Annotated in this window: 22 protein-coding genes; 5 read left to right on the plus strand and 17 right to left on the minus strand. The window is 58.9% G+C overall.

Annotation, left to right across the window (positions count from 1 at the left end):
- Positions 1-42 precede the first annotated feature (42 nt).
- Positions 43-732 (minus strand): phosphate regulon transcriptional regulator PhoB, encoded by a 690-nt coding sequence (phoB, locus tag JFT66_RS16360; RefSeq protein WP_003176964.1) that lies wholly within the window; start codon positions 730-732, stop codon positions 43-45.
- Between the two features lie 152 nt (positions 733-884).
- Here phoB and JFT66_RS16365 point away from each other — a divergent pair, with 152 nt between their 5' ends.
- Positions 885-1,262, plus strand: a complete 378-nt coding sequence (locus tag JFT66_RS16365) for a COG4315 family predicted lipoprotein (RefSeq protein ID WP_198859640.1) — start codon at positions 885-887, stop codon at positions 1,260-1,262.
- A 126-nt stretch (positions 1,263-1,388) separates the two neighbouring features.
- Here JFT66_RS16365 and ubiA read toward each other — a convergent pair whose 3' ends face one another.
- A complete protein-coding gene (gene ubiA, locus JFT66_RS16370) occupies positions 1,389-2,279 on the minus strand; it encodes a 4-hydroxybenzoate octaprenyltransferase (protein WP_198859641.1) in 891 nt (296 codons plus the stop codon).
- The gene (locus tag JFT66_RS16375) at positions 2,279-2,842 is read right to left on the minus strand and encodes a chorismate--pyruvate lyase family protein (protein WP_034116455.1); all 564 of its coding nucleotides are present in this window, start codon (positions 2,840-2,842) and stop codon (positions 2,279-2,281) included. The genes ubiA and JFT66_RS16375 overlap by 1 nt, the downstream gene beginning before the upstream one ends.
- Positions 2,843-3,037: 195 nt before the next feature.
- On the opposite strand from JFT66_RS16375, the gene JFT66_RS16380 reads away from it, so the two are divergent.
- The 4 genes from JFT66_RS16380 (at position 3,038) to JFT66_RS16395 (ending at position 6,265) form a co-directional block, all read left to right on the plus strand.
- Positions 3,038-3,205 carry a rubredoxin gene (locus JFT66_RS16380; protein WP_003213373.1) on the plus strand — a complete coding sequence of 56 codons (168 nt, stop codon included), beginning with the start codon at positions 3,038-3,040 and terminating at the stop codon, positions 3,203-3,205.
- A 36-nt stretch (positions 3,206-3,241) separates the two neighbouring features.
- A complete protein-coding gene (locus tag JFT66_RS16385) occupies positions 3,242-4,390 on the plus strand; it encodes an NAD(P)/FAD-dependent oxidoreductase (RefSeq protein WP_034116454.1) in 1,149 nt (382 codons plus the stop codon).
- Positions 4,391-4,579: 189 nt separating this feature from the next.
- Positions 4,580-4,855, plus strand: a complete 276-nt coding sequence (locus JFT66_RS16390) for an HU family DNA-binding protein (protein WP_003195589.1) — start codon at positions 4,580-4,582, stop codon at positions 4,853-4,855.
- An 804-nt stretch (positions 4,856-5,659) separates the two neighbouring features.
- Entirely contained in the window at positions 5,660-6,265 is a 606-nt protein-coding gene (locus JFT66_RS16395) for a type III secretion effector protein (RefSeq protein WP_332875118.1), read from the plus strand.
- Between the two features lie 448 nt (positions 6,266-6,713).
- Here the strand turns inward: JFT66_RS16395 and JFT66_RS29795 are convergent, their stop codons facing one another.
- The 14 genes from JFT66_RS29795 to tssB form a co-directional block, all read right to left on the minus strand.
- A complete protein-coding gene (locus JFT66_RS29795; protein WP_233097108.1) occupies positions 6,714-7,100 on the minus strand; it encodes a hypothetical protein in 387 nt (128 codons plus the stop codon).
- Between the two features lie 201 nt (positions 7,101-7,301).
- Complete coding sequence (locus JFT66_RS16405; protein ID WP_034116452.1) at positions 7,302-7,634, minus strand: barstar family protein; 333 nt, start codon at positions 7,632-7,634, stop codon at positions 7,302-7,304.
- Positions 7,634-11,980 (minus strand): RHS repeat-associated core domain-containing protein, encoded by a 4,347-nt coding sequence (locus JFT66_RS16410; protein ID WP_080752864.1) that lies wholly within the window; start codon positions 11,978-11,980, stop codon positions 7,634-7,636. The genes JFT66_RS16405 and JFT66_RS16410 overlap by 1 nt, the downstream gene beginning before the upstream one ends.
- A gap of 14 nt (positions 11,981-11,994) precedes the next feature.
- Positions 11,995-12,429 (minus strand): DcrB-related protein, encoded by a 435-nt coding sequence (locus tag JFT66_RS16415; protein ID WP_034116451.1) that lies wholly within the window; start codon positions 12,427-12,429, stop codon positions 11,995-11,997.
- A gap of 15 nt (positions 12,430-12,444) precedes the next feature.
- The gene (locus JFT66_RS16420; protein ID WP_034116450.1) at positions 12,445-14,391 is read right to left on the minus strand and encodes a type VI secretion system Vgr family protein; all 1,947 of its coding nucleotides are present in this window, start codon (positions 14,389-14,391) and stop codon (positions 12,445-12,447) included.
- Between the two features lie 157 nt (positions 14,392-14,548).
- Complete coding sequence (gene tssH / locus JFT66_RS16425) at positions 14,549-17,221, minus strand: type VI secretion system ATPase TssH (protein WP_198859642.1); 2,673 nt, start codon at positions 17,219-17,221, stop codon at positions 14,549-14,551.
- Positions 17,214-18,257 carry a type VI secretion system baseplate subunit TssG gene (tssG, locus tag JFT66_RS16430; RefSeq protein WP_198859643.1) on the minus strand — a complete coding sequence of 348 codons (1,044 nt, stop codon included), beginning with the start codon at positions 18,255-18,257 and terminating at the stop codon, positions 17,214-17,216. The genes tssH and tssG overlap by 8 nt, the downstream gene beginning before the upstream one ends.
- Positions 18,221-20,080 carry a type VI secretion system baseplate subunit TssF gene (tssF, locus tag JFT66_RS16435; protein WP_034116447.1) on the minus strand — a complete coding sequence of 620 codons (1,860 nt, stop codon included), beginning with the start codon at positions 20,078-20,080 and terminating at the stop codon, positions 18,221-18,223. Before tssF ends, tssG begins: the two co-directional genes overlap by 37 nt.
- Positions 20,077-20,592, minus strand: a complete 516-nt coding sequence (gene tssE, locus JFT66_RS16440) for a type VI secretion system baseplate subunit TssE (RefSeq protein ID WP_034116446.1) — start codon at positions 20,590-20,592, stop codon at positions 20,077-20,079. The genes tssF and tssE overlap by 4 nt, the downstream gene beginning before the upstream one ends.
- Positions 20,586-21,032, minus strand: a complete 447-nt coding sequence (locus JFT66_RS16445; RefSeq protein ID WP_198859644.1) for a hypothetical protein — start codon at positions 21,030-21,032, stop codon at positions 20,586-20,588. The genes tssE and JFT66_RS16445 overlap by 7 nt, the downstream gene beginning before the upstream one ends.
- A complete protein-coding gene (locus tag JFT66_RS16450) occupies positions 21,029-21,469 on the minus strand; it encodes a type VI secretion system amidase effector protein Tae4 (protein WP_153837344.1) in 441 nt (146 codons plus the stop codon). Before JFT66_RS16450 ends, JFT66_RS16445 begins: the two co-directional genes overlap by 4 nt.
- Before the next feature lie 81 nt (positions 21,470-21,550).
- The gene (locus JFT66_RS16455; RefSeq protein WP_034116443.1) at positions 21,551-22,039 is read right to left on the minus strand and encodes an Hcp family type VI secretion system effector; all 489 of its coding nucleotides are present in this window, start codon (positions 22,037-22,039) and stop codon (positions 21,551-21,553) included.
- A 174-nt stretch (positions 22,040-22,213) separates the two neighbouring features.
- On the minus strand, positions 22,214-23,710 hold the full coding sequence (tssC, locus tag JFT66_RS16460; RefSeq protein ID WP_034116442.1) for a type VI secretion system contractile sheath large subunit: 1,497 nt from the start codon (positions 23,708-23,710) through the stop codon (positions 22,214-22,216).
- Positions 23,711-23,712: 2 nt separating this feature from the next.
- Positions 23,713-24,219, minus strand: a complete 507-nt coding sequence (gene tssB, locus JFT66_RS16465) for a type VI secretion system contractile sheath small subunit (protein ID WP_010168268.1) — start codon at positions 24,217-24,219, stop codon at positions 23,713-23,715.
- Between the last annotated feature and the right edge of the window lie 34 nt (positions 24,220-24,253).

Consider the following 24,253-nt stretch of genomic DNA (forward strand, 5'->3'; position numbering starts at 1 on the left):
ACATGCGTCCTTGTCAGCTGTTAAGGGAGGAATGGGACTGGCTCAACCTTTGGTGGAAAACCGATAGCCGGTGCCGCGCACGGTTTGTACCAGATTCTCGTACGCATCGCCCAAGGCTTTGCGCAGGCGGCGGATATGCACGTCGACGGTACGCTCTTCCACATAAACATTACCGCCCCACACCTGGTCCAGGAGTTGGCCACGGGTGTAGGCGCGTTCCTGGTGGGTCATGAAAAATTGCAGCAGGCGGTATTCGGTCGGGCCCATCTCGGCGGGCTTGCCGTCGATGGTCACACGGTGGCTGATCGGGTCCAGCAGCAGGCCGCCGACCTCGATAGGCGCCTCGCCATCGGTCGGGCCGGCACGGCGCAACACGGCTTTCAGACGTGCGACCAGTTCCCGTGGGGAAAACGGCTTGGTGATGTAGTCATCGGCGCCGACCTCCAGGCCCTGGATCTTGTTGTCCTCTTCGCCCTTGGCGGTGAGCATGATGATCGGGATATCCCCGGTCAGCTCGTCACGCTTGAGGCGGCGGGCCAGCTCGATGCCCGAGGTGCCGGGCAGCATCCAGTCGAGCAGGATCAGGTCCGGCTTGCGGTCGACGATAATGGCGTGGGCCTGCTGGGAGTTCTCCGCCTCCAGGCAGTCATAGCCGGCCATTTCCAACGCAACGGCGATCATCTCGCGAATGGGCGCTTCGTCGTCAACGATCAGAATGCTCCTGCCAACCATGCTCAATCCTCTTGTCATTTAACTGTCTTGCGCCGCATTAGATAACGGAATTATTGCAGTCGTGTGACAGTAATTTAGTCGCTTGGGCAATTCGCGGCACTCTGGACTACCCTTTGGGTCCGAATCCTGACAACCACAAAAGGAAGGTTCCGATGACTCAAAGTACTTTTTCCTGGAAAGCCCTGCTGGTTACGGCGGCGTTGACGCTGCCGACCCTGGCGTTTGCGGCAGAGCCGGCGATGACCAAAGACGGGATTTTGGTGGACCACAAGGGCATGACGCTCTACACCTTTGATAAGGATGCCGATGGCGAGTCAGTGTGCAAGGAACAATGTGCGACCAATTGGCCGCCGTTGAAGGCCGAGTCCACCGACATTGCGACGGGCGACTGGAAGGTCATCACCCGTGACGACCAGACCAGCCAATGGGCTTACAAAGGCAAGCCGGTCTACACCTACAAGGACGACAAGAAGACCGGTGACAAGACCGGGGATGGCAAGGGTGGCGCCTGGCATGTGATCAAGCCGTGACTGTGCGGCGCTGCTGAAAATCATCGGGAGCAAGCCCCCTCCCACATTTTGATGTGTGAATACATTCAAGTGTGGGAGGGGGCTTGCTCCCGAAGGCGCCAGGTCAATCACCACAAAAAACGGCCTTCAGCGAACCGCGTAATCCACCACAATCCCGATAAAAATCGCCAACCCGGCCCAATGGTTGTGCAAAAACGCCTTGAAGCACTTCAGGCGGTCCCTGTCCCGGGTATACCAGAATTCCCAGGCAAAGCAGCCCGCCGCCGCCAGCAGCCCCAGTTGGAACCAACCGCCCAGCTCAAACCGCGCACCCGCCAGCAACAGGCACACCAGTGACAGCCCTTGCAGCGTGAGGATGATCACGCGATCAGCATCGCCAAATAGAATGGCGGTGGACTTCACCCCGATCTTCAAGTCGTCATCACGGTCCGTCATCGCGTAATAAGTGTCGTAGCCCACGGTCCATAACAGATTGGCGATATACAGCAGCCACGCCGTGGCAGGTAAATGGCCGGTCTCAGCGGTAAACGCCATCGGCATGCCCCAGGAAAACGCCGCTCCCAATACCACCTGCGGGTAATAGGTATAGCGCTTCATGAACGGGTAGCTGGCCGCCAGCGCCAGGCCGCCCAGGGACAGCAAGATAGTGGTGGCGTTGGTCAGCAGCACCAGCAGGAAACTGATACCCATCAGCACGGCAAAAAACACCAATGCTTCTTTCGAGCTGATCTTGCCGCTCACCAGTGGGCGTTGCTCGGTGCGCTTCACATGGCCATCCACCTTGCGGTCGGCCCAATCATTGATCACACAGCCACCGGCCCGGGTCAGCACCACGCCGAGTACGAAAATCACAATATTAAGCAGGGACGGCGAACCCTTGCCGGCGATCCACAGTGCCCACAGCGTCGGCCACAGCAGCAGGTAGATGCCGATGGGCTTGTCCATGCGCGTCAACTGAATGAAATCCCAGGCCCTGGGGTTCACGCGGTTCAAGGACTTGAGCAGACGTTGGTACATCAGCAGTTCTCCGGATGGTCATGCAGCGCGTGCCAGAAACTCGGCAGGAAGACTTCCGCTACCAGTACGCTCAGCGACCCGCGGTCGAAGCGTGAGCGGCGCGCCCACAAATTATCGGTTTGGTCGGCTGTCGGCAGCCATGGGCGAGGGTAGTGACACACCTCGATAGCCTGGCGGGTAAAGGCGCGGTCGCAGAACAGCAACTCGCCCAACGAACGGCTGCCGAGCTCGTCCATGTGCAGCCCGTCGCCCTGCAACGCACTGCGGGCCGCCACGCTGCGGGCGAACACCCACGGCTGGCCATGCCCGCGCAAATACACTTCGCGCACCCAGCCGATACTGGCGGGGGCCAGCTCCAAGGCGGCGCATTCATCGTCGCGCAGCGGCTGCCAGCCTTCGAATAGCGGCGTCACGCTGAAACCGTCGTTGGACAGCCACGTCAGCCGTCGTGTCAGCGAACCTTCGTCAAACAGCCAATTGACGGTCAAGGGTGTGGGCGCAGGAATCAGAAGGCTCTGGGTCAGCCATTGGCAAGCATCAGGACGGGCGATTGAATGCGGCACGGTGAGTCAGTATTGGCAGCAAAAGAGGCGGCGAGCTTACCATGACCCCTGATCTTTTGCCGCGCCAAACCGGCCGTTTGCGTCGATCGTGCTTGCATCTGCCGGCCCCGATCAGTACAAAACGCCCTGAGCCGTGCGGCAACGCTGGATCCATCGACCGCCGGCCAAGACGCCTGGACCCTGAGGAAGCAAGTAATGAAGAAGTGGCAATGTGTAGTCTGCGGCCTGATCTATGACGAAAAAGACGGTTGGCCGGATGACGGAATCGCGCCGGGCACCCTGTGGCAAGACGTCCCTGAAGACTGGCTATGCCCGGACTGCGGTGTAGGCAAAATGGATTTCGAAATGATCGAAATCGGTTAATTCTTAGTTTAAGACACGTACTACAAGGAGAAAGGAATGAACGCACCTGTCGTGATCATCGGCACAGGATTGGCCGGTTACAACGTGGCCCGGGAGTTTCGCAAGCTCGACAGCGAGACCCCATTGCTACTGATCACCGCGGATGACGGGCGCTCCTACTCCAAGCCCATGCTCTCCACCGGCTTTGGCAAGAACAAGGAAGCCGATGGCCTGAGCATGGCTGAACCCGGCGCCATGGCCGAGCAACTCAAGGCCGAGGTGCGCACCCACACGCGCATCAGCGGCATCGACCCGGGCCACAAGCGCCTGTGGATCGGCGAGGAAGCGGTGGCCTACCGCGACCTGGTCCTGGCCTGGGGCGCAGAAACCGTGCGTGTACCGGTCGAAGGCGATGCCGCGGAACTGATTTTCCCGATCAATGACCTCGAAGACTACGCGCGCTTCCGTGCCGCTGCTGCCGGCAAGCGACGCGTGCTGCTGCTCGGCGCTGGCTTGATCGGCTGCGAATTTGCCAACGACCTGATCCTCGGCGGCTATGAAATCGACCTGGTCGCGCCGTGCGAACAAGTCATGCCGACCCTGCTGCACCCGGCGGCGGCCGCAGCGGTGCAAGCCGGGCTGGAAGGCATCGGCGCGCGTTTCCACTTGGGCCCGGTGCTCAATCGCCTGCAACGCACGGCTGACGGCCTGGAAGCCCACCTGTCGGACGGTGAAGTGATCCACTGCGACCTGGTGGTCTCCGCCATCGGCCTGCGCCCTCGCGTAGACCTGGCCGCGGCGGCCGGCCTGCAAATCAATCGCGGGATCATGGTGGATCGCCACCTCAAGACCTCCCACGCCAATATCTACGCCTTGGGCGACTGCGCCGAAGTCGATGGCCTGAACCTGCTGTACGTGATGCCGCTGATGAGTTGCGCCCGCGCCCTCGCCCAAACCCTGGCCGGCAATGCTACGGCGGTGAGCTATGGGCCGATGCCGATCACGGTGAAAACCCCGATCTGCCCGCTGGTGGTATCACCTGCCCCACGGGGCACTGAAGGCGTATGGAGCGTCGAAGGGCAGGGCGCCGACATCAAGGCCCTGTGCCGTGACGCCAGCGGCCACCTGCTGGGCTACGCGCTGACCGGCAGCGCTGTCATGGAAAAACTGGCCTTGAACAAAGAACTTCCACCTTTGCTGGCGTAAATACCGGTCGTTCTGTCGGAATCAGCATGTTCTTACCTCGAGAAAGGTCGCCGCGAGACTGGCGCGGCGTCTGAGGGCGTGCCATCCTCACTCCCGTCTGCCGCAGAGTAGAGCCTGCGGCGCCTTGGGCGCTGCTCCACCAGAGAGCAGCACGGACATAACAACAAAAAACCGTCAAAGAGGCTTTATATGCGTAAACCAGATCTCGCAGCCGCCATCGCTGAAAAAGCAGACCTCACCAAAGAACAGGCTAACCGCGTCCTCAACGCCGTTCTCGAAGAAATCACCGGCGCCCTGCATCGCAAGGACAGCGTCACCCTGGTGGGCTTCGGCACCTTCCTGCAACGCCACCGCGGCGCCCGTACCGGCAAGAACCCGCAAACCGGTGAGCCGGTGAAAATCAAGGCCAGCAACACCGTAGCATTCAAGCCGGGCAAGTCGCTCAAAGACAGCGTCAACCCGTAAGTAAGCGAGGCCGTCTCGAAGGAAGGCGGGCGGTAAAAGAATGGGCATGCCGACTAGGTCGGGTGCCCATTTTTGTTGGGTGCGAAAAAGATTGCTCGCGGAATAAAAGTAGTTGCCTATTGCATTGTTGTGAACAGTCACTGTAGGGGCTGTATCAAGTCGAAAGTAGGTTGGGTTATGTAAATTGTTCATTCGATTTGGAACCATATCTAAGCAATTGTCACCTATAGCGCGAGACAGCAGGGAACGCTCTCTAAACTCATTTTTAGAGGTGTATATATGAAAGTTGATCAGCCTATTACTCCCTATTCCAACCCGTTACCCCAGGAAAAAAAGACGCAAGCAGTTGCTTCATCGGCTCCAGGGGATGCTGGAGCAGCGGCAGACAGTTCGAGCGTTGCACCTGAAGCCAGTTTGGCTAACGAGAAGGTATTCAAATACCCTGCAGCAACGCCTGAGGAGATCAATGCAAAAAACAAGCGAGCAGATGATGCTGTTGTTGATAGGCTGGGCCCGGGAGAGCCCGAGCAACTAAAAGCCAGAGGGGGGAGTGGCGGCGGCAAATTTAACTTTTTTGGCTCATCCAGGACGTCGGGTGGGTCCAGGACGTCTGGCGGGTCCAGGACATCTGGCGGGTCAAAGACATCTGGCGGGTCCACGACGTCTAGCACTTCTAAGGCGTCTAGCACGTCTAAGGCGTCTAGCAAGACTAAGTCGCCTACAACTAATGCGCCTGGCACATCCAAGGCGCCTAGCGCACCTGCACCTAAGCCAACGGCTGCGCCGAACAGTCCGAGCAGTAGCGTGAATGCCGCGCAAAATATTGTCAGCCAGCCACAGAGCTTACCAGCAGCACCTCCATCAGTAGTCGATACTATACGTAATGCTTTTATAACCGCCGGGGCAAACAACATGGTCGCCAGCCCCTTCACTGTGGGAAATCAATTCGCGTCCAGTTACTTCCAGAGCAAACTTACAGCACACTCTGAAATGCCTGGAGCGCCAGTAGTGAACGCAGATGGCACGATAGGAACCGTGGATCCTAACGCGACAGAAGCGCAAAAAATGGATGCTCGGCTTAAAGGCGCTGAAATAAAAAATGAGGCAACGTCCAACCTGTTTATTTTTCTCGGTTTAGGGGCCGACGCGAAGGCGGTGAAGCCGAGCGATGATGCGCCTACTGATACAGAAGGGCGCTTGACCAATCTTGAGAAGACGCTGAATGAAATAGAAAAGCAAATGCCAGAACTCGCTGAGCGTTTCGGAATTGTCTACAAACCGTATGTTGCTCCTGAATCATCAGAAGCACCAACTGAGCAATCTCGGATGGATAATATTGAAAAGCGCCAGGCTTATATCGATAAAAAGGTAGAATTGCTGAAAATTATTCAGAATCAAAAGGCAGGATAAAAGTAAAACTTTAAGCAAGGGGTAGATCTATTTTAGTTAGATAAATCTGCCCCCCCCCTTGCCCTTCCTTTCCGTTCTTGAAAAGCATCCAGTGAATTTGTTCCCATATGCGGCGTTGCTTCGTAACTTATCGGATTAAATAAATTCGTCCCCTTCCCACAAAATCTTATTTAGGGCGGAGGTGGGGTCTAGCGCTTCCTTTCTGAGTTCCGAGCGAAGGTAAAGGTGGCAGATTTATTTTATATTTCTGAGGACCATAAATCTACATGACGTTGTTCCATTTTACTCTGCTGCGTACATATAAAGCGCATCTTTTGTACAGTAAAAAACTTTGCTATTGGGATACGCTTTAACGGGAGAGATTAATAGTTCTCTTCAGTCTTTATGTTTTATAGATTCGCCAAGAAAGTCGAGAAGGTCATTTAGTGTTGCTTTATATAGCTCCCCTTTAAATATAATTTTTTCCTTTGCGTACAACGAGGTTGTGTGCAATGTAGTAGAGATCTGAGCTCAGATGAGCTCTCAGATCTGCAAGTGAGTCGAAGGTTTCGATTATCTCTCCCGATAATGTAGCTTTTAGCATAAGTGAGTGTATGTGTTCCTTGTTTTTATCCGGGCTCAATTCAATTTTATTGAGTTTATTAAAGGTGTAACTATTTTTCATGTTGGTTTGGGGCGTCATAAAAATATGACCGTCCCCTCCATTGTTGTACCACTTGATATGAGGCGTGTCCCCAAAGCCGCCCTCTGGGGCTATATGTTGTTCGTAGCCTTTCGGGTATTTTGCAACGCCGTCGGCACGAGCACTTTGAGTATGAGCTATATAACGGTTCATGTTGCCTTGTGACTCTTTCAAAAAACCTTCGCGTCTGAGCTTGATTTAACTTTTACCTGAAATTTTTCTCCATTTGCCATCGCCATTCTGTTATCCGCGACAGCTTGTTTTCACTCTTTTGAACCTTTAGCTAATGCGTGCATCTTTGATGATTTTTAATAGGTGCGCTGATTCGGTGTATGCCCATTTTTGAATGAGGCTTTAGCGCCCAAGCAGTAACAGGATAGACGCGGGCGTTTCTTTGAATGCGCATTTGTAGTTTACGAATTCAACAATAAATATCAGCGTATCTCTCAGGTTCTGCTGGGCGCCGCTAATGTTTTTTGTCTGGATTATTATTTTTTCATTCGTATCAATGCTTAACTTTGTCATGCCTTCTTCGGGGTAGCGTAAACCAAAAAGACAATCAATGATTGCATCGACGTTTTTGCCGTAGCCGGTAGGGAATCCGAACTTTTCTGCAAGAGTCTGATAAAGCTCATCGACTTCTTTTATTGTGGAAAAATCCAGCTCAACGGTTGTTTTAATGTTCATTACTTCCAGCCTCCAAGATCGATTTCCATGAATGAGTCGTAGTGATCGTGGGAGTAATAGGCTTGTCCGGTTTTCTTATCCACTACAATGCGCCTAGCACCATTGTTTCCAACGGTCGGTGTTTTTACCGTCCACTCTTGGTAGGGCCCACTTCCTGTATTTAATCGTTGGCTGTTGGGATTACCAATGGTATGTGAGTTACTGAAAGGTGTGCCGTCGTTAGAATAACGAGGCTGCCTTAGCTTGATCCTATTGATAGTATTCTGCAGCTCTTTCATCTCCTGTTTTGACATCGTATGTCCCCATTTGCTTTTAATCTGGGCGTGGGCTTGCTTAGGATTCTTAGCAAAACTGGAGCATTTTAAACCCAGCGGGTCTATATAGCCTTGTGGGTTGGACGCATAAGCGTAAGCGTTGAGGCCCCCCGCCAAGCTGATCGGATCCGGCGTCGTGAACCGCCCTACATCTGGATCATAGAACCTCAACGTATTGAAATGCAGCCCCGTCTCCCGGTCCAGATACTGCCCCTGAAAACGCAGGTTCTGCTCTTCAAGAAAATACGCTTCGCGCACTTCCTCTTGCGTATTACCCCACACCTGATAAGTCGCATGCCAAACATCATGACCATCAGCCTCGGTGAGCTGCTCCGGCAAGCCGTTGAGGTCGTTATGGTAGTAGCGGATTTTCTGCAATGGCCCAGTCCCGTCAACGCGGGCAAGGGGTTCGTAGCCATAGTCTTGGTAAATGTAGAGGCTAGTCTGGCTATGTTTATGTTCCTGCAACAGGCGTAAGCCATCCCAGGTGAATCGAGTCACGCCGAGTGGGTGACCATCGGCGGCATGCTCGGTTTTTGCGATGCGTCGCCCCAGTGGGTCATAGGTCATCCTGACCACGCTGCCGTTTTCATTGCGCACTTCCACAAGCCGACTTTCGGCGTCGTAAACAAAACGCTGCAAACCACGAACGGCACTGCGCTTTTCAATCATTCGCCCAAGGGCGTCGTACTTGTAACGTTTGTCCTGATACGTGAGCAGCCGGTTATGCCGCACCAAGCCCCCTTGGACTGGGTTGTCGAGCAAATTGGCTGCAGCATCGTAAGCGTAGGTTTCGCTGTGCCCCACCTGATGGCTCGCAAGAATACGGCCCGTACTGTCGTAGCCCAGGTGCTCTTGACGGTCAGTTCGACGACGGCCGATCAGATTGTCGCTGGGGTCGTAGCTGTAATCGGTCTCGACCAAAGGCGGCAACTGCCACGGCTGGTCGATGCTGCGGCGCTGACGCGCGCGGACCCTCCCACTTCGATCATAGGCAGTACTCGTCTTGAGTTGGCCCTGAGTACGTTGTACTTCACGATGCAAGCGGTCGCGTTCGAAGTCGCTGATGACCTTTCCATCGAGATTCAACTGATGCAGATGGCCGCTGCCGTAGTACAGGCGGTTCAGCCATCGACCGTCGGGCAAACCGGTTTGAATCAGGTTCCCCAGTTCGTCGTACCGATGCTGCACAGTTCCTGCCGAGCTTTGTTCCTCAAGGAGCTGGCCGAGGGCGTCATAGCTGAAACCGAGTGATTGCTCACTACCATCACGCGCCGTGAGCGTGACACCGACCAGCTGGTCGTTCATATCGTGCTCGTAGACGGTGGTGCCGTCCTCGGTGACTTTGCTGACCAGGCGTCCAACTGGATCTCGCTGGAACTGGTGTGACAACGGGGCTACCGGTTCGCCTTCCGTTCCCGGCAGATGGTCCACGGCTACCACATCATCCAGCGGATCATAGGTGTAACAGCGCCGGCTTTGATCCAGATCCTGCTGCTGCACCATGCGGTCGGCTGCGTCCCATTCGAAGCGATAGCTTTCACCGTTCTCGTTGGTCAACTTGCGCAGTCGCCCGTAGGCATCGTGATCGAACAAGACCGTGCGGTTATGTGCATCCCAGCGTTGTTTGACCAGGCCGCGTACGTCATAGGCATAGCGCGTGGTGCTACCAGCAGGGTCGATATAGGCCGTCAGATAACCGCTGGTGCTACGTTGAAACTGTTCCACGCGACCATCTGGTAGCTGGCACTCCAAGAGCAGCCCCTGAGGGCCGTACCGGTAGCGCACCGATTCGCCTTCGGCATTGGTCTGCACCACCAGATTGCCAAACGCGTCGTACTGATAACGTGTCGGATAACCTGAGCAATCCACTTCTTCGACCAGCTGGCTCCATTCGTTCCAATGCAGCGTTCTGGTTTTTTCTGTGGCATCGATGATTTGCACCGGCTGACCGAAACCGTCATAGACGTAACGGGTACGGTTGCCCAGTGGGTCGACTTCCTCGATGCAGTTGCCACGCTGGTCGTAGCGATAGCGCCAACTGTTGCCCGCAGGATCGGTTTCCACCTGAGGCAATGCCCAGTGCTCCAGCCACTGCGTGCCGCGAGCCCTGCCCAGTGGGTCGATCACGGCACTCAGGTTTCCCGGCTCGTCATAGTTGAAGTGCCACTGGCCGTTTTTCGGGTCGATCGCGCCCACCAATTGACGGTTTTCGTTCCAATCGAATTGCCATGCATGGCCCAGGTTATCGACGTAGCGAGTGATCTGGAACTGCGGGTTCCAATGCCGCGTGCTGACCCGCATCAAGCCATCGGTCACCCGGGTAATGCCGGCGTCCAGATCGTAATCGAAGCTGTATTCATCGCCCGCGTCGGTCCAGTACCGACTGACGCGCCATTCCGGGCCGTCTGGCCCAGGTACTTCAGCCCATTGGTAAAAGCAGCGCAAACCACTCGGCAATTGGTGCTCGGCCATGCGCCTGCCGCTGTCGTAGGCAAAGCGTCGAAGGATTGTGCCTTGTGCGTCCAAGACCTCGGCAAGATCGCCATTGCTGTCATAGCGATAACTGACGAGCACGTCGCTACGCGCATCGAAATGGTCCTGGCGCAGGTAACGCCGTTCGATGTGGCTCACGCGCCTTGGGTGTTCAGCCGAGTAGTTCAGTTCAACATGCATCAAGTCATGGGTGTCGCGCAGGCGATACAGTCGCCCCTGACTGTCATAGTCAAGGAAGATCCGCCCTTCGTTACGATCACCCAACAGTTGCAAACGCATCCGCGAGCTGTTCAGCGGGTCGGTTTCGAAGAGCCGATACAGGCCGTCGATACTCTCGATCAATACCGCGCCGTCGCCACTGCGCCTGACCGCAAGGCCTTCGCCCGGATCGAATGCTCCGCCGGACAAGGGGATGTAACCTATCTCCAGACGGCGCCCTTGCTCATCGATATAAGTCAGGTTTTCATCGGCATCAGTCTCTACCGCCACTTCATAGCCGACACTCCATCCCGCACCAAAAAGCCCATGCTGGCGAGCATCGAGGCTGCTGTAAAAGCGCTGCCATACGATGTTGAGCAGCCCGGGCAGGATGAAGTCCAGCTCCTCCTCTTCGCCCAGGACCTTGGCCCCCGTCGCGCTGTGCACCGGATTGGGCGAACCATTCATGGCGCTCTTGAGTGCCGAGGTAACCTTGGCAGTCCCATAAGAGATCGCCCCTCCCACCAGCGCACTGCCGATCATGCACGGCAGCTTGGTCCAGAAACATTTCAGGTTGCCCCGCAACGCCATCACCACGGCAATCGCCAGACCCACCCCGGGCGTTTTCCCGCTGCGAATCTCCTGAACGACAATGGTCTCGCCGCCGATGCGAACATCCGGCGAAATCAGCCCTTCGGCCGTACCAATCTTCGCGTCACAGGTACTGCGATCACCGCTGCGCGCTGCAGGCTGCCCATTGATAAACACCGAGCTGGAACCCTCGGCAATGAACTGCAGCGGCATCGGTGGGTGCTTGGTGCATGCCACGGTGTCCAGTGGGCAAGGCTCTGTGCCGGGAGCGGGGGAGGCGACGGTCGGGCGCCACATCTGTGAGAAAAACTCGCCTGCCATGTCCAGGAAGCTGGGTGCCGGCGGCTCGCTGGGCGCGACGGGTACAGCCGTCATCTTGCCAGCGGCGCGGGCGGCTTTTTTGCCATTGATGAAGACGTTGTCCGAACCGCTGGTGATGAAGGCGTCGATCACCGGCGGGAACACCCAGTTGGCGGCGGACTCGCACCAACTGGATATTTTCAGGTCGGCCCCTGTAAGCCCTGCGGTGATCCCGACGACCGCCCCCACGACCAACACCAGCGCGACGCCGCCTGTGGCGATGGTTGCACCGGTCGCAAGGAAAACCGCCCCGGCAACGGCCAGGCAGCCCACGGTAGTGAGCGCCGCATAGGCAGCCACTTCCAGTACACCGCCGAGAATATCGGCCATTACCGAGGTGTGTAGCAGCGCGTCGCCTTCGCGGGCCGCCCAGAGGTCTTCACTCATTGTTCAGGCTCGACTCAGGGCGTAGCAGAAAAATTGAGCGTGTTTTTGAGCGTTGTCCAATGAGCCGCCTCCGCAGGGCCCAAGGGCTGGGTCTTGACGTAGCTCAGGGCAATCAAGCGGCGGGTGCCGGGTATCTGCATTGCCAGTTGATACTGGTAGATGTTGTCGGTGCCTTTGTTGAAGCGGTTCTGCACTTCAAAGGCGTCGATGTCTTGCGCCGGCCCGACCTTGACGGCCTGGGCCGGGGAATAGCGAAGGTCCTTGACCTGTTGCTCGAGTTTTTTCAGTTGGCCTTCGAAATTGCTTTGCAGGCTTTCGCCATCCGCCAGCGGGCTGCGGCTCACGACCAGCGTGGTGCCCAGCTTGGCGAACTTGAGGATATTGATCGAGGTGTCTTGTACCTCAGCGTCGGGCAGGGTGAATTGAGCTTCGTTAATCAGGTAATTCATGGTGAAGAAATCTCGTTATTGACCAGCGCCGGGCGTGCCGGGAAATTTTGATTCGACGGCGGACTTGATCGTGCCTTGCACACCTTGGGCGCCGGGGGAGGTGCCCTTGTCACTGCCCAGGTTGATATCCAGTTTGCCCTTCGTCTGGATCTTGCTGCTGCCGGTGGAAAACAGGTTGAACGAGCCACAGGTCAGGTTGATGTCCCCGCCTGCCTTGAGCTCGATCACACTGTCGCCGCACACCAGGCGAATGCTCTCGCCGGCTTCGATGGTGTAGTGCGTGGCGGCGCTATCGGACTTGGCGCCACCGACGATCACGGTGTCGTTGTTGCGCACCACCCGCAGCCGGTTATTCCCAATCGTCACCGTCTCGTTATGCCCAATGCTCTTGTTGCGGTCACGCCCCACCGAGTGGCTTTCATCCACCTCCACCACGATGTCCTGATTGCGTTCGGCATGGATATACAGCTGCTCCAGCCCCTTCTTGTCCTCCATGCGGATTTCATTGAAGTTGGCCGGCGTGCCGCCCTTGCTCGAACGGCTTTTCATGCCGCTCTGGGTCGCGTTTTCCGGCAAATCGTAGGGCACGGTCTGCTCGGCGTTGTACACGCGGCCGGTGATGATCGGACGGTCGGGGTCGCCTTCGAGGAAGCTGACGATCACTTCCTGGCCGATCCGTGGGATCTGCATCGAGCCCCAGTTCTTGCCGGCCCAGGACTGCGACACGCGAATCCAGCACGAGCTGTTCTCATTGGATTGGTCGTGACGGTCCCAATAGAAATGCACCTTCACGCGGCCGTATTGGTCGGTCCAGATTTCCTCGCCTTTGGGGCCGACCACCAAGGCAGTCTGCGGGCCTTTGACGATGGGCCGGTGGGTGTTGGCCAGCGGGCGGAAACTCTGTTGGGCGTCGATGCAGGTCAGGCTGCTTTCGAACTGCGCCGAACCGGAGCCACCGCCGCTTTCCAGGCTTTCCTGAACGATGTAGTAGCGGCAGCCGACGATCAGGTATTCGCGGTTCTGGTCCTGGCGGCTGAAGCCGGTGAGGCTGAACAGATGGCCTGAGCCCAGGCCCCGCGCATTGCCGGCAAACTCGATCTGCTCATGCAGGGTTTGCAGCGCTTCGATGCGCGTGCGCGCGTAGTGTTCGCCGTCGGCGCTTTGCACGTAGGTGCCAGGGTAGTCGTACAGCGGGTAGTCGCCGGCGGTGTGCGGGCGCGGCATGGCCGAGCGTACGTCGATGCTGGCGCTGGGGCGCTGGAAGTCGTAGTCGTTGAGCTCCAGCGAACCCGGCTGCACCTCCTGCGCCAGGTGCCAGTTGTGCATATGGTCGCGTTCGCGCTGTTGCTCGTCCTTGGGGTAGTAGGGGATCGACGCGTAGCCTGGCACCGTGGTGTGGGCGCCATAGGCGTCGGCCAGCACCAGCACATGGCGGTCCTGTTCATGGCGGAAGAAGTAGTAGATGCCTTCCTGTTCCATCAGGCGGCTGACGAAATCAAAACTCGTCTCGCGGTACTGCACGCAGTATTCCCACTCGCGGTACGGCCGGCTCAGGGCGTCTTCGAAGTCGGAAAACCCCAGGTCGCGGAACACCTGCTTGATGATCTGCGGGATGCTCAGGTTCTGGAAAATCCGGCAGTCGGACGTGCGGCTGAGCAGCCACAGCCACGGGCGCAGCGTCACCTGGTAACTGGCGAACTGCCCTTGGTCGATGTTCTGGCTGCAACGGGCGACGATGCCGTGGAAGTGCCGCTCGCTGCCGTCCGCCAGTTGCAGGCCCACGCTCATCGGCTTGCCGAGCAACTGGTTGAGATCGATGTTGGCGTCCAGGGACGTCAGTTGCAGCTCGTAGTTGAACAGCCGGCCCAGTTCTTCACCGCCGCCCATTTCATTGAGCAACAGCACATCCGGCCCGAGGGGGCTGGTGATCTTGGCCAGGCGTGAGGCTTGGTTGAATAGCATCGGTTAACCCGTAAATTGCTTAATAACTGACGAAACCGAATTCAAATGTGGGAGGGGGCTTGCCCCCGATAGCAGTGTGTCAGTTGACATATTAGGTGGCTGGTGCACCGCTATCGGGAGCAAGCCCCCTCCCACATTTGAGCTGTGTTCCTTCAGGTTAATCGCTGAAGTCGTAGTGCAATTCGTTATCCCGACTGCTGATCCGCACGCCCGCCAGCGCCTTGCCTTCGAGCATGCGCGTGAGGAATTCACGGCTCATGTCCGGCAGCAGGCTGTTGGTGAGGATGGTGTCGATCATGCGTCCGCCGCTTTCGGTCTCGGTGCAGCGCGAGACGATCAGGTCGACCACCGCGTCGTCGTAGTCGAAGGCCACTTTGTGGGTGCTCTCCACGCGCTTCTTGATGCGGTTCAATTGCAGGCGCGTGATCGCCTTGAGCATGTCGTCGCTGAGCGGGTAGTAAGGAATCGTCACCAGGCGCCCCAGTAACGCTGGCGGGAAAATCTCCAGCAGCGGCTGGCGCAGGGCCTTGGCGATTTCTTCCGGCTCGGGGATGTTTGCCGGGTCTTTGCACACCTGGGAAATCAGCTCGGTACCCGCGTTGGTGGTCAGCAGGATCAAGGTGTTCTTGAAGTCGATCACGCGACCTTCGCCGTCCTCCATCACGCCCTTGTCGAACACTTGGAAGAAGATCTCATGCACGTCCGGGTGGGCTTTTTCCACCTCGTCCAACAACACCACACTGTAGGGTTTGCGCCGCACGGCTTCGGTCAGTACGCCGCCTTCGCCGTAGCCGATATAGCCCGGTGGCGCACCCTTGAGGGTCGACACGGTATGGGCTTCCTGGAATTCGCTCATGTTGATGGTGATCACGTTCTGCTCGCCGCCATACATGGCTTCGGCCAGGGCCAGGGCGGTTTCGGTCTTGCCCACACCCGAGGTGCCGGCGAGCATGAACACGCCAATCGGCTTGCTCGGGTTGTCGAGGCCGGCGCGGGAAGTCTGGATACGCTTGGCGATCATCTGCAGGGCGTGGTCTTGGCCGATGATGCGTTTCTTCAGGTGCTGGTCGAGGTTGAGCACGGTCTCCAGTTCGTTGCGCGCCATGCGACCCACCGGGATGCCAGTCCAATCGGCGACCACCGAGGCCACGGCCTGGTAATCCACGGTCGGCAGGATCAGCGGGGTTTCGCCTTGCAGGGCGGTGAGGCGCTGTTGCAGGTCGACCAGTTGGGCGCGCAGCTCGTTGCTCTCGTTGTTATCGGTGGAGCTGTCTACCACGCCGGCTTGTTCACGCAAGGTCGCACGTGTGGCGAGCAGTTCGTCCACCAGCATTTTCTCTTCGGCCCAGCGGCTTTCCAGCGTTGCAAGACGCTCACGCTCAGCGCTCAAAAGCGCTTCGCTATTGGTTTGGCGTGCACCAATCGAAATGCCGATGGCATGTTCGCGGGCGATGATTTGCAGCTCGGTTTCCAGGGCCTCGATGCGACGGCGGCTGTCGTCCACTTCGGCCGGCACCGCGTGCAGGCTGATGGCGACGCGGGCGCAGGCGGTGTCGAGCAGGCTTACGGATTTGTCCGGCAACTGGCGTGCCGGGATGTAGCGGTGGGACAGCTTCACCGAGGCTTCCAGCGCTTCATCGAGGATCTGCACCTGGTGGTGTTTTTCCATGGTCGAGGCCACGCCGCGCATCATCAGCAGCGCCTTGTCTTCCGAGGGTTCGGCAACCTGCACCACCTGGAAGCGACGGGTCAGGGCCGGGTCTTTCTCGATGTGTTTTTTGTATTCGGCCCAAGTGGTAGCCGCCACGGTACGCAAGGTGCCACGGGCAAGAGCAGGCTTGAGCAGGTTGGCCGCGTCACCCGTGCCGGCAGCACCACCGGCACCCACCAGGGTATGGGCTTCGTCGATAAACAGGATGATCGGCTTGGGCGAGGCCTGCACGTCTTCGATGACCTGGCGCAGGCGCTGTTCGAACTCACCTTTCATGCTCGCGCCGGCTTGCAGCAGGCCCACGTCGAGGCTGCGCAGTTCCACATCTTTCAAGGCTGGCGGCACGTCACCGGCGACGATGCGCAGGGCGAAACCCTCGACCACGGCAGTCTTGCCCACCCCGGCTTCACCGGTGAGGATCGGGTTGTTCTGGCGCCGACGCATCAGGATATCCACCAGTTGGCGGATCTCTTCGTCACGGCCGACGATGGGGTCGAGCTTGCCGCTGCGCGCCTGTTCGGTCAGGTCGACGGTGAAGCGCTTGAGGGCCTCCTGCTTGCCCATCGCGCTCGGCGCCATCGCACCGCTGGCTTCGCCCGGCACGGCGCCGGCATTGAAACCGTCGCTGGCCGTCAGTGCGTTTTCCGGCGAGTCACCGACGTATTCGTCAAAGCGCTCGCTCAAGGCTTCGGCCTTGATCTTGTCGAACTCGGCCGACAACCCCAGCAGCGCATGGCGCAGGCTTGGCGTCTTGAGAATGCCCAGCACCAGGTAGCCGGTGCGCACCTGGCTTTCGCCGAACATCAGGCTGCCGTAGACCCAGCCGCGCTCTACCGCTTCCTCCACATGGGAGGACAGGTCGGTGATTGAGGTGGAGCCACGCGGCAGGCGGTCCAGGGCTTCTGTGAGGTCACGGGCCAGGCGCGCCGGCTCGACGTTGAAATGGCGGATGATGCGGTGCAGGTCCGAGTCCTGCAGTTGCAGCAACTGGTGAAACCAGTGGGCCAGTTCTACGTACGGGTTGCCCCGCAACTTGCAGAACACGGTGGCGGCTTCGATGGCTTTGTAGGCCACGCTGTTGAGTTTGCCGAACAGTGCGGCGCGACTGATTTCACCCATGCTCTGGATTCCTTGAGGTGGTGGCGTGGTCGGCGTAATGCCGGGCCAGGATTAGGTCGTTGGCGTCATGCCCAGGTTGGCCGAGCCAGGTGTTGAAGCCCAGGCGGAACTGGCCATTGAGTTGCAGCGCCGGTACTTCGGGTTGTTGCAAAACCAGGTTCAGGTCCCAGTCCAATTCATGGCCCAGGTACTCGGCCACCCACGCCACCAGCTCGTTGAAAGGCTGCTGGCCGGGCAACATGCTCATGTAGTCGTCCAGCGTGAGCGGCCCCAGGCAGATACGGAATTTATGCTGGCGGTCCCACACATGGCTGCCCAGGCAAAAGTCCACGCCCAGCTGGTTGGCGCTGATACCCACGCGGCTGCGCTCGGGAAGTTCCAGCCATTGGCCGACATACTCCTCGATGGCTACCGGCAGGCCGAAATATTCGCCGAGGATCGCCTTCAAGCCATCCGGATAGCGGGTTTGCGCCGACAGATGGCCGCTGTAATGCAGCTTTGCGGTATCCGGGATGAGCCCCTGATTCTGCAGGCTTGGCATGCCGCGACCACTCAAGGCGGCGAGGCGTGCCGACCAGTAGTCATCGTCCGGGCGGTCGTGGCTGACCGTCGGCCGCGCCTCGGCCCAGGCCCGGTAGAACAGGCTCAGCAGGCGGTGGTGGAACACGTCCAGGAATTGCTTGCTGGTGCTGTCGGCGTTGTTGCGCTGACGCTCGCGTACGTATTCGGTGATATGCAACGGCAGCGGGCCATTGGGGCCGCCCAGGCCGAAGAAGAATTGTTCGAGCCGTGCCGGCTTGCCGTCGCCACCGGGATCGACGGCAGCCAAGGTGGCCGGGGCGAAGGTGCAGTCGGCCTGTTGCCCGAGGCGCAACGGGTCATCCGCCAGACGCAGGGAATGGCCCAGGCGCGGCAACTGCGGCGATTCGCACTCGATACGCCGCAGCGCCTGGAAAAAGTCATATTCCCAGGGCTCCTGATGCATCGCATCCAGGGTACTCACAGGGTCGGACGTCGTCCGGGCTTGGCTTTCCATCGCATGATCTCGCCGCGTTCGGTGGTACGGATCACCGTCTCGGTAAAACTGTTGATCGACACGTAGCGTGCCAGGAAGCGCTCCAGCACCGCACCGAGCAGGAACACACCGGTACCGCGAAACGCGTTTTCATCGAACTCCAGCGTGATTTCCAAACCACGGCCAAACACAATCGGGCCGGGCATCGGCAAGCGCCGAGTCACGGCCTTGCTGCTGACTTCGCGCAGGCCCTCGATCTGTAATTGCAGGGCGGCGTCGTTGCTGTCGCCGTACAGGCGCAGCAGTTCACGCAGGGCGCCGGCACCCTGGCCCTGTTCGCTCAAGGATAGGTAGTTAAGCGACAACTGGCTGATCAGGCGCCAGGCCTTGGCGTCATGGGCGTGGCTGGCACGCGGGCGGCTCGGGCCGGCGACGCAGCGCACGGACAATACCGGGGCGCTGTCGGCCAGGGTGAAGTCGGTCTTGCCATTGCCCACGCTCATGAACAGCGGCAAGTCGCGGTTGGTGCACAGTGCCGTGACGCCCAACTGGCGCAAGTCGTGGCCGTAGGGCGCCTGGCGGCTGTCCACCAGGCTGACGAAGGTTTCGCTGCCCACATAGGTGGAGCGTGGGCCGTTGCGGCGCTGGTCGCTGGACAATACCCGTGGTTCGCGGCGCAGGGTGTAGTAAGCCTGGTCGCGGCCATAGCGCGACGGATCACGCACTGCATAGAACGGCAAAAACGGCTGCTCCGGCCCGGTGCCGTGGCCGGTGATACCGCTCAATGAGTGAATCTCGAAATCCATCGGGCGCGTGCGGTCGGCGATCACATGGTGTTCGTTGACGCGGTCTGACAAGTGAATGCGGTCCACGCGCTTGGGGAACAGGTTGATCGCCGGCGTGCAGAACGGCAGGAACTGCGCCGCGCCGACGCTGCCCTCCAGGCTCGGTTCATGACGGTCGAACAGCACGATCAGCTCCAGCTCCTGGCCGTCGCAGCGCTTGACCGCCCGGCCCAGCCCGGCGAACTCGACGAACAGGAAACGATGGGGCAGGGCGAAGTATTCCTGCAACAAGCGATAGCCCTGGAACGCCCGCGCCACCACCGGCATGGCTGCGTCGGCATCGTCGAAACCCCGCGAGCGCAACGCGTCCTGGGGCAGGCGCTCGACCCAATCGCCACCGGGTTTGCGCGCAAACACCGCGCAGGCGTTGCCCAGCAGTTGTTCGTAGAGGCGGAACGGTTGCTCATCGGCGCCGCTCAAGTACAGCGGCAGGGTATCCAGGTCGAGGCTGTTGAATTTCAATTCGGCGCCGGTACGCAGGGTCAGGCGCAGACCGGCCTTGGCTTTCGGCTCACTGGCGGCCAGACGCCCGAGCACGGCGGCGGGGTTGCCGAAGTACTCGGCATTACTGACCTGCAACGGCCACAACGTCACCGGGTGCGCGGTGCGATACTCGCAGCAGGTCTGGGTTTCGCGGCCCAGGGCAGCACGCAAGACCGTGTCGCGAGGCAGCGGGAAACCGCCGGCCAGGGAGCCCTCGTCAGGGTCGGTCTGCAATTGCACCACGGTCATCGACGGCGTCGGTGCCAGGTAGTGCGGGTAGGCGATTTCCAGCAGGTTGTGGGTGAAGGTCGGGTACTCGGCGTCGAGTTTGAGCTGTACGCGGGCGGTGAGGTAGGCAAAGCCTTCAAGCAAGCGTTCGACGTACGGGTCGGCGCAGTCCATACCGGACAGGGTCAGCCGACTGGCGATCTTCGGATATTCCTTGGCGAACTCGGCGGCGCTTTCGCGCACATGGTGCAGTTCCTGGTTGTACAGCTCCAGCAGGCGCGGGTTCATGGGCGCCTCCGCTGGTCGGCGTTGACCACACGCACATGGCCGGATTCCAGGTCGAGGTCGGTCTGCAGCAACAGGCGCAATGGCACCGGCTGCGCCCACAGGTCGCCTTCGATCTCGAAACTCAGGGCGTTGTGATTCATCTCACCATGGCCGACGCGGGCTTTGACCCGCAGGGTGTGACGCAGGATGCGCGGTTCGAAGGTGGCGATGGCCTGGTAGATCAGGGCTTCCAGGGCCTTGATGTCGACGCTGGAAACGCTGTTGCCCGCCAGCGCCGGCAGGCCGTAATTGACCACCGAGGTGCCGGCCGGGGTGTGCAGCGTGGCATCGGCATCCAGCAACGACGTGGTGTTGAGCAGCCACGCCAGGTCACGTAGCACCGAGGCTTTCAATTGGGTCAGGGACAGCACGCGTTTGTCGGCGCTTTCCTTGGGGTTGGTCGGGTCGTCGTCGGTCAACCGGTCCAGCAGGGACGGTTGCAGACGGTCGCGGGTGGCGATTTCGGTTACCACGTAAAGAGTGCCACGAAATTTTTCTGGTCCATAGCGCCAAGCAAACAACGACCGCCGTGGGCAACCATAGACGCCTCCAAGCGACCCTCAATATGTCTGATGGCTTGATACTGAGAGCGACACTCCTGGCTCGGTGCAGGTTCTGGTGCAAAGTGCTGCACAATGATGATCTGTGCATTGTTAAAGTTCTCGACCCTTGGCTGGCCCTTGCGGTCGATGCTCAAATGGCAAGGCCAAGGCATATCCAGAGTCAACAGGCTCTGGTCGGGCTTACGCAATGCACAGCGTTGTGCATGATTTTCCAAGGTCAGTCGTTGACCTCCAACCACCACCTCGGGGTTTGATTGGGTGGCGTCGATTTGTTCAGCTTGCTCCGCACAGGCATTCAGGCTCAACAGCATGCTCACGGACAGTATGCATTGCAGGGTGGGTTTGATCATTTCAACTCCCAGAACCAGACCTGCCGGGATCGGTGCGCCTGGTCGGCAAAATCACCCGTCACTGAGCCTCGATTCCATAGATCAATATGGTCGCCGGTACGTGCTTCCAGAGATTGGCCCATCCGGGCGAAACAATCTTTGAAGAAAATAATTCCAGTCTTTTGGTAAAGCGTACGGCGGTCCTCGGCGCTGCCCGTAAGAATGGTTGGGCGACCGAGATGATGACGCCACAGCCAGTTAGCCAATGACTCCGCGCCTCGGGCGTGGTCATGCGCGCACTTGGGTTCGCTATAGGTCGATTTGTTTACCTTGATGGTTTTTTCGGCGTTAAGCGTGATGCTCATACGGATGGCGCATTGATTGTCCCAAGGACCATCACAGGGTGTTGATGTTGTGGGGTAGTTTGCCCACAAATTAATAAACGAAGGTTTGGCCATGACTCAGATACCGAAAAGGAGAAGGTCGAAACTCGAGCAAGCACCAAAAAACCCCGGCGCGTGGCGCCAGGGGTCTTCGTATCAACGCTTGGTGTTGGAACGGATATTCCAGCCGAACTTGATTGGGCCGCCGTCTTTGGTGCCGTCGGCTTTCTGCGGCTGGTAGTCGACCATCACTTGGGCAAAGTTCAGGGTGACGTTTTCGGTCAGGCGATCATCGGTGCCCGAGCCGCCGGTGCTCAGGGACGTGACCAGCACTTCTTCCAGGTTGATCACCATGTACTCGACCTGGCTTTCGCCACCGGCCTTGCGCACGGTCAGCTTGACCTTGTCGATGTGCTTGCCGCTGGCGCAGTGCATCATCAGGTTGGGCGAAGCCTTGTCGACGTACTTGGTCAGCGACAGGTCCTGGATATTCACCTTGCCCGCGCCGCCGCCACCGCCGACGTGCATGTTGCCGGACTGGGCCATGCCCCAGCTCCAGTTCAACACGTCGATTTCGTCCTTGTGGGCCTTGTCCATGGACTCGCCCTTGATGTCGCCGATCTTGATGAAAATATCAACAGCCATGTTTTCTCCCTGTGTGGTCTGAGCCACTGTATTTGTTAACGCCGCCGACCCCTGTAGGAGCGAGCTTGCTCGCGAAGGTCGTCAACGGTGACGCGGGCATCCTGGATGAACGCAGCGCCTTCAAGTTTTTCGCGAGCAAGCTCGCTCCTACAGGGAGCGAGCCAGTCCGGTTATTTAGGCGCTTTTTGCTGAAGGCAGCTTCGATACCAGTCGCAACGACACCGTCAGCCCTTCGAGCTGGTAGTGCGGGCGCAGGTAGAACTTGGAGTTGTAATACCCCGGGTTGCCTTCGACTTCCTCCACGATCACTTCGGCAGCCGCCAACGGGTGCTGGGCCTTGGTGGTTTCAGTGGAGTGCGCCGGGTCGCCGTCGACGTAGTTGAGGATCCAGTCCTGCAACCAGCGCTGCATCTCGTCCTTCTCTTTGAAGGAACCGATCTTGTCGCGCACGATGCACTTCAAGTAGTGGGCGAAACGGCAGGTGGCGAACAGGTACGGCAGGCGCGCCGCCAGGTTGGCGTTGGCGGTGGCGTCCGGGTCGTCGTATTCGGCCGGTTTCTGCAACGACTGCGCGCCGATGAACGCGGCGAAGTCGGTGTTTTTCTTGTGCAGCAGCGGCATGAAACCGTTCTTCGCCAGTTCCGCTTCACGGCGGTCGCTGATGGCGATTTCGGTCGGGCACTTCATGTCCACACCACCGTCGTCGGTAGGGAATGTGTGGGCCGGCAGGTTTTCCACTTCACCGCCGGACTCGATACCACGGATGCGCGAGCACCAGCCGTAGTGCTTGAACGAACGGTTGATGTTCACCGCCATTGCGTACGCGGCGTTGGCCCAGGTGTACTTGGAGCTGTCGGCGCCGTCGGTGTTTTCTTCGAAGGCGAAGGCTTCCACCGGGTCGGTCTTGGCGCCATACGGCAGGCGCGCCAGGAAGCGCGGCATGGTCAGGCCGATATAGCGCGAGTCTTCCGATTCACGCAGCGAGCGCCAGCCGGCGTATTCCGGGGTGGTGAAGATCTTGGTCAGGTCGCGCGGGTTCGACAGTTCCTGCCAGGAGCCCATGCCCATCACGGTCGGCGAAGCCGCAGCGATGAAGGGCGAGTGCATGGCGGCGCAGACTTTCGACAGCTCGCCCAATAGTTCTACGTCGGGTGGCGACTGGTCGAAGTAGTAATCGCCCACCAGGCAGCCGTAGGGTTCGCCGCCGAACTGACCGTATTCTTCTTCGTACATCTTCTTGAAGATCGGGCTCTGGTCCCACGCGGTGCCCTTGAATTTCTTCAGGGTCTTGTGCAGCTCCGGCTTGGAAATGTTGAGCACGCGAATCTTCAGTTGCTCATCGCTCTCGGTGTTGTTGACCAGGTAGTGCAGGCCACGCCAGGCGCTTTCCAGCTGCTGGAAATCCTGGTGGTGGATGATCTGGTTGACCTGGGCGGTGAGCTTGGCGTCGATGGCGGCGATGATCGATTCGATCGACTTGATCGCGTCGTTGGACACCAGGTCGGTTTGCGCCAGGGCTTGTTCAGCCAGGGTGCGCACTGCGGTTTCCACCGCTTCGCGGGCACGCTCGGTCTTGGGCTTGAATTCTTGCAGCAGCAGGTTCGCGAACTCGCTGGTTTCTTCGGTGGCGCCCAGGTTCTGGGCGCCTTCGCGCACGGTATTGTCAGTCATGATTACTGGTCCCCTGCAGGCTTAGGCGCGCTGGCAAGTGCCTGAAGCAGTGCCGGGTCCTTGATTGCCTTCATGATGATTTCTTCAGCGCCGGTCTTGCCGTCCATGTAGGTCAGCAGGTTGGCCAACTGAGTGCGTGCTTCGAGCAGCTTGTTCAAGGAGTCGACTTTGCGCGCCACGGCGGCCGGGCTGAAGTCGTCCATGCTTTCGAAGGTGATGTCCAGGCTCAGGTTGCCTTCGCCTGTCAGCTCATTAGGTACGTGGAACGCCACGCGCGGCTGCATGGCCTTGAGGCGCGAGTCGAAGTTGTCGACGTCCACTTCAAGGAACTTGCGGTCGGCCACGGGTGCCAGAGGCTCGGCGGGCTTGCCGGCGAGGTCGGCCATCACACCCATCACGAAGGGCAGCTGGACCTTTTTCTCGGCGCCGTAGAGCTCGACGTCGTACTCGATCTGCACTCGAGGCGCGCGGTTGCGCGCGATGAATTTCTGAGAACTTTGCTTCGCCACGTTGCTGCTCCTGGTCGCTTGAGCGACGGTGTTG

This window comes from Pseudomonas sp. MF6755 (genome assembly GCF_016405635.1).
In the GTDB taxonomy this organism is placed as follows: Bacteria; Pseudomonadota; Gammaproteobacteria; order Pseudomonadales; family Pseudomonadaceae; genus Aquipseudomonas; species Aquipseudomonas haemolytica.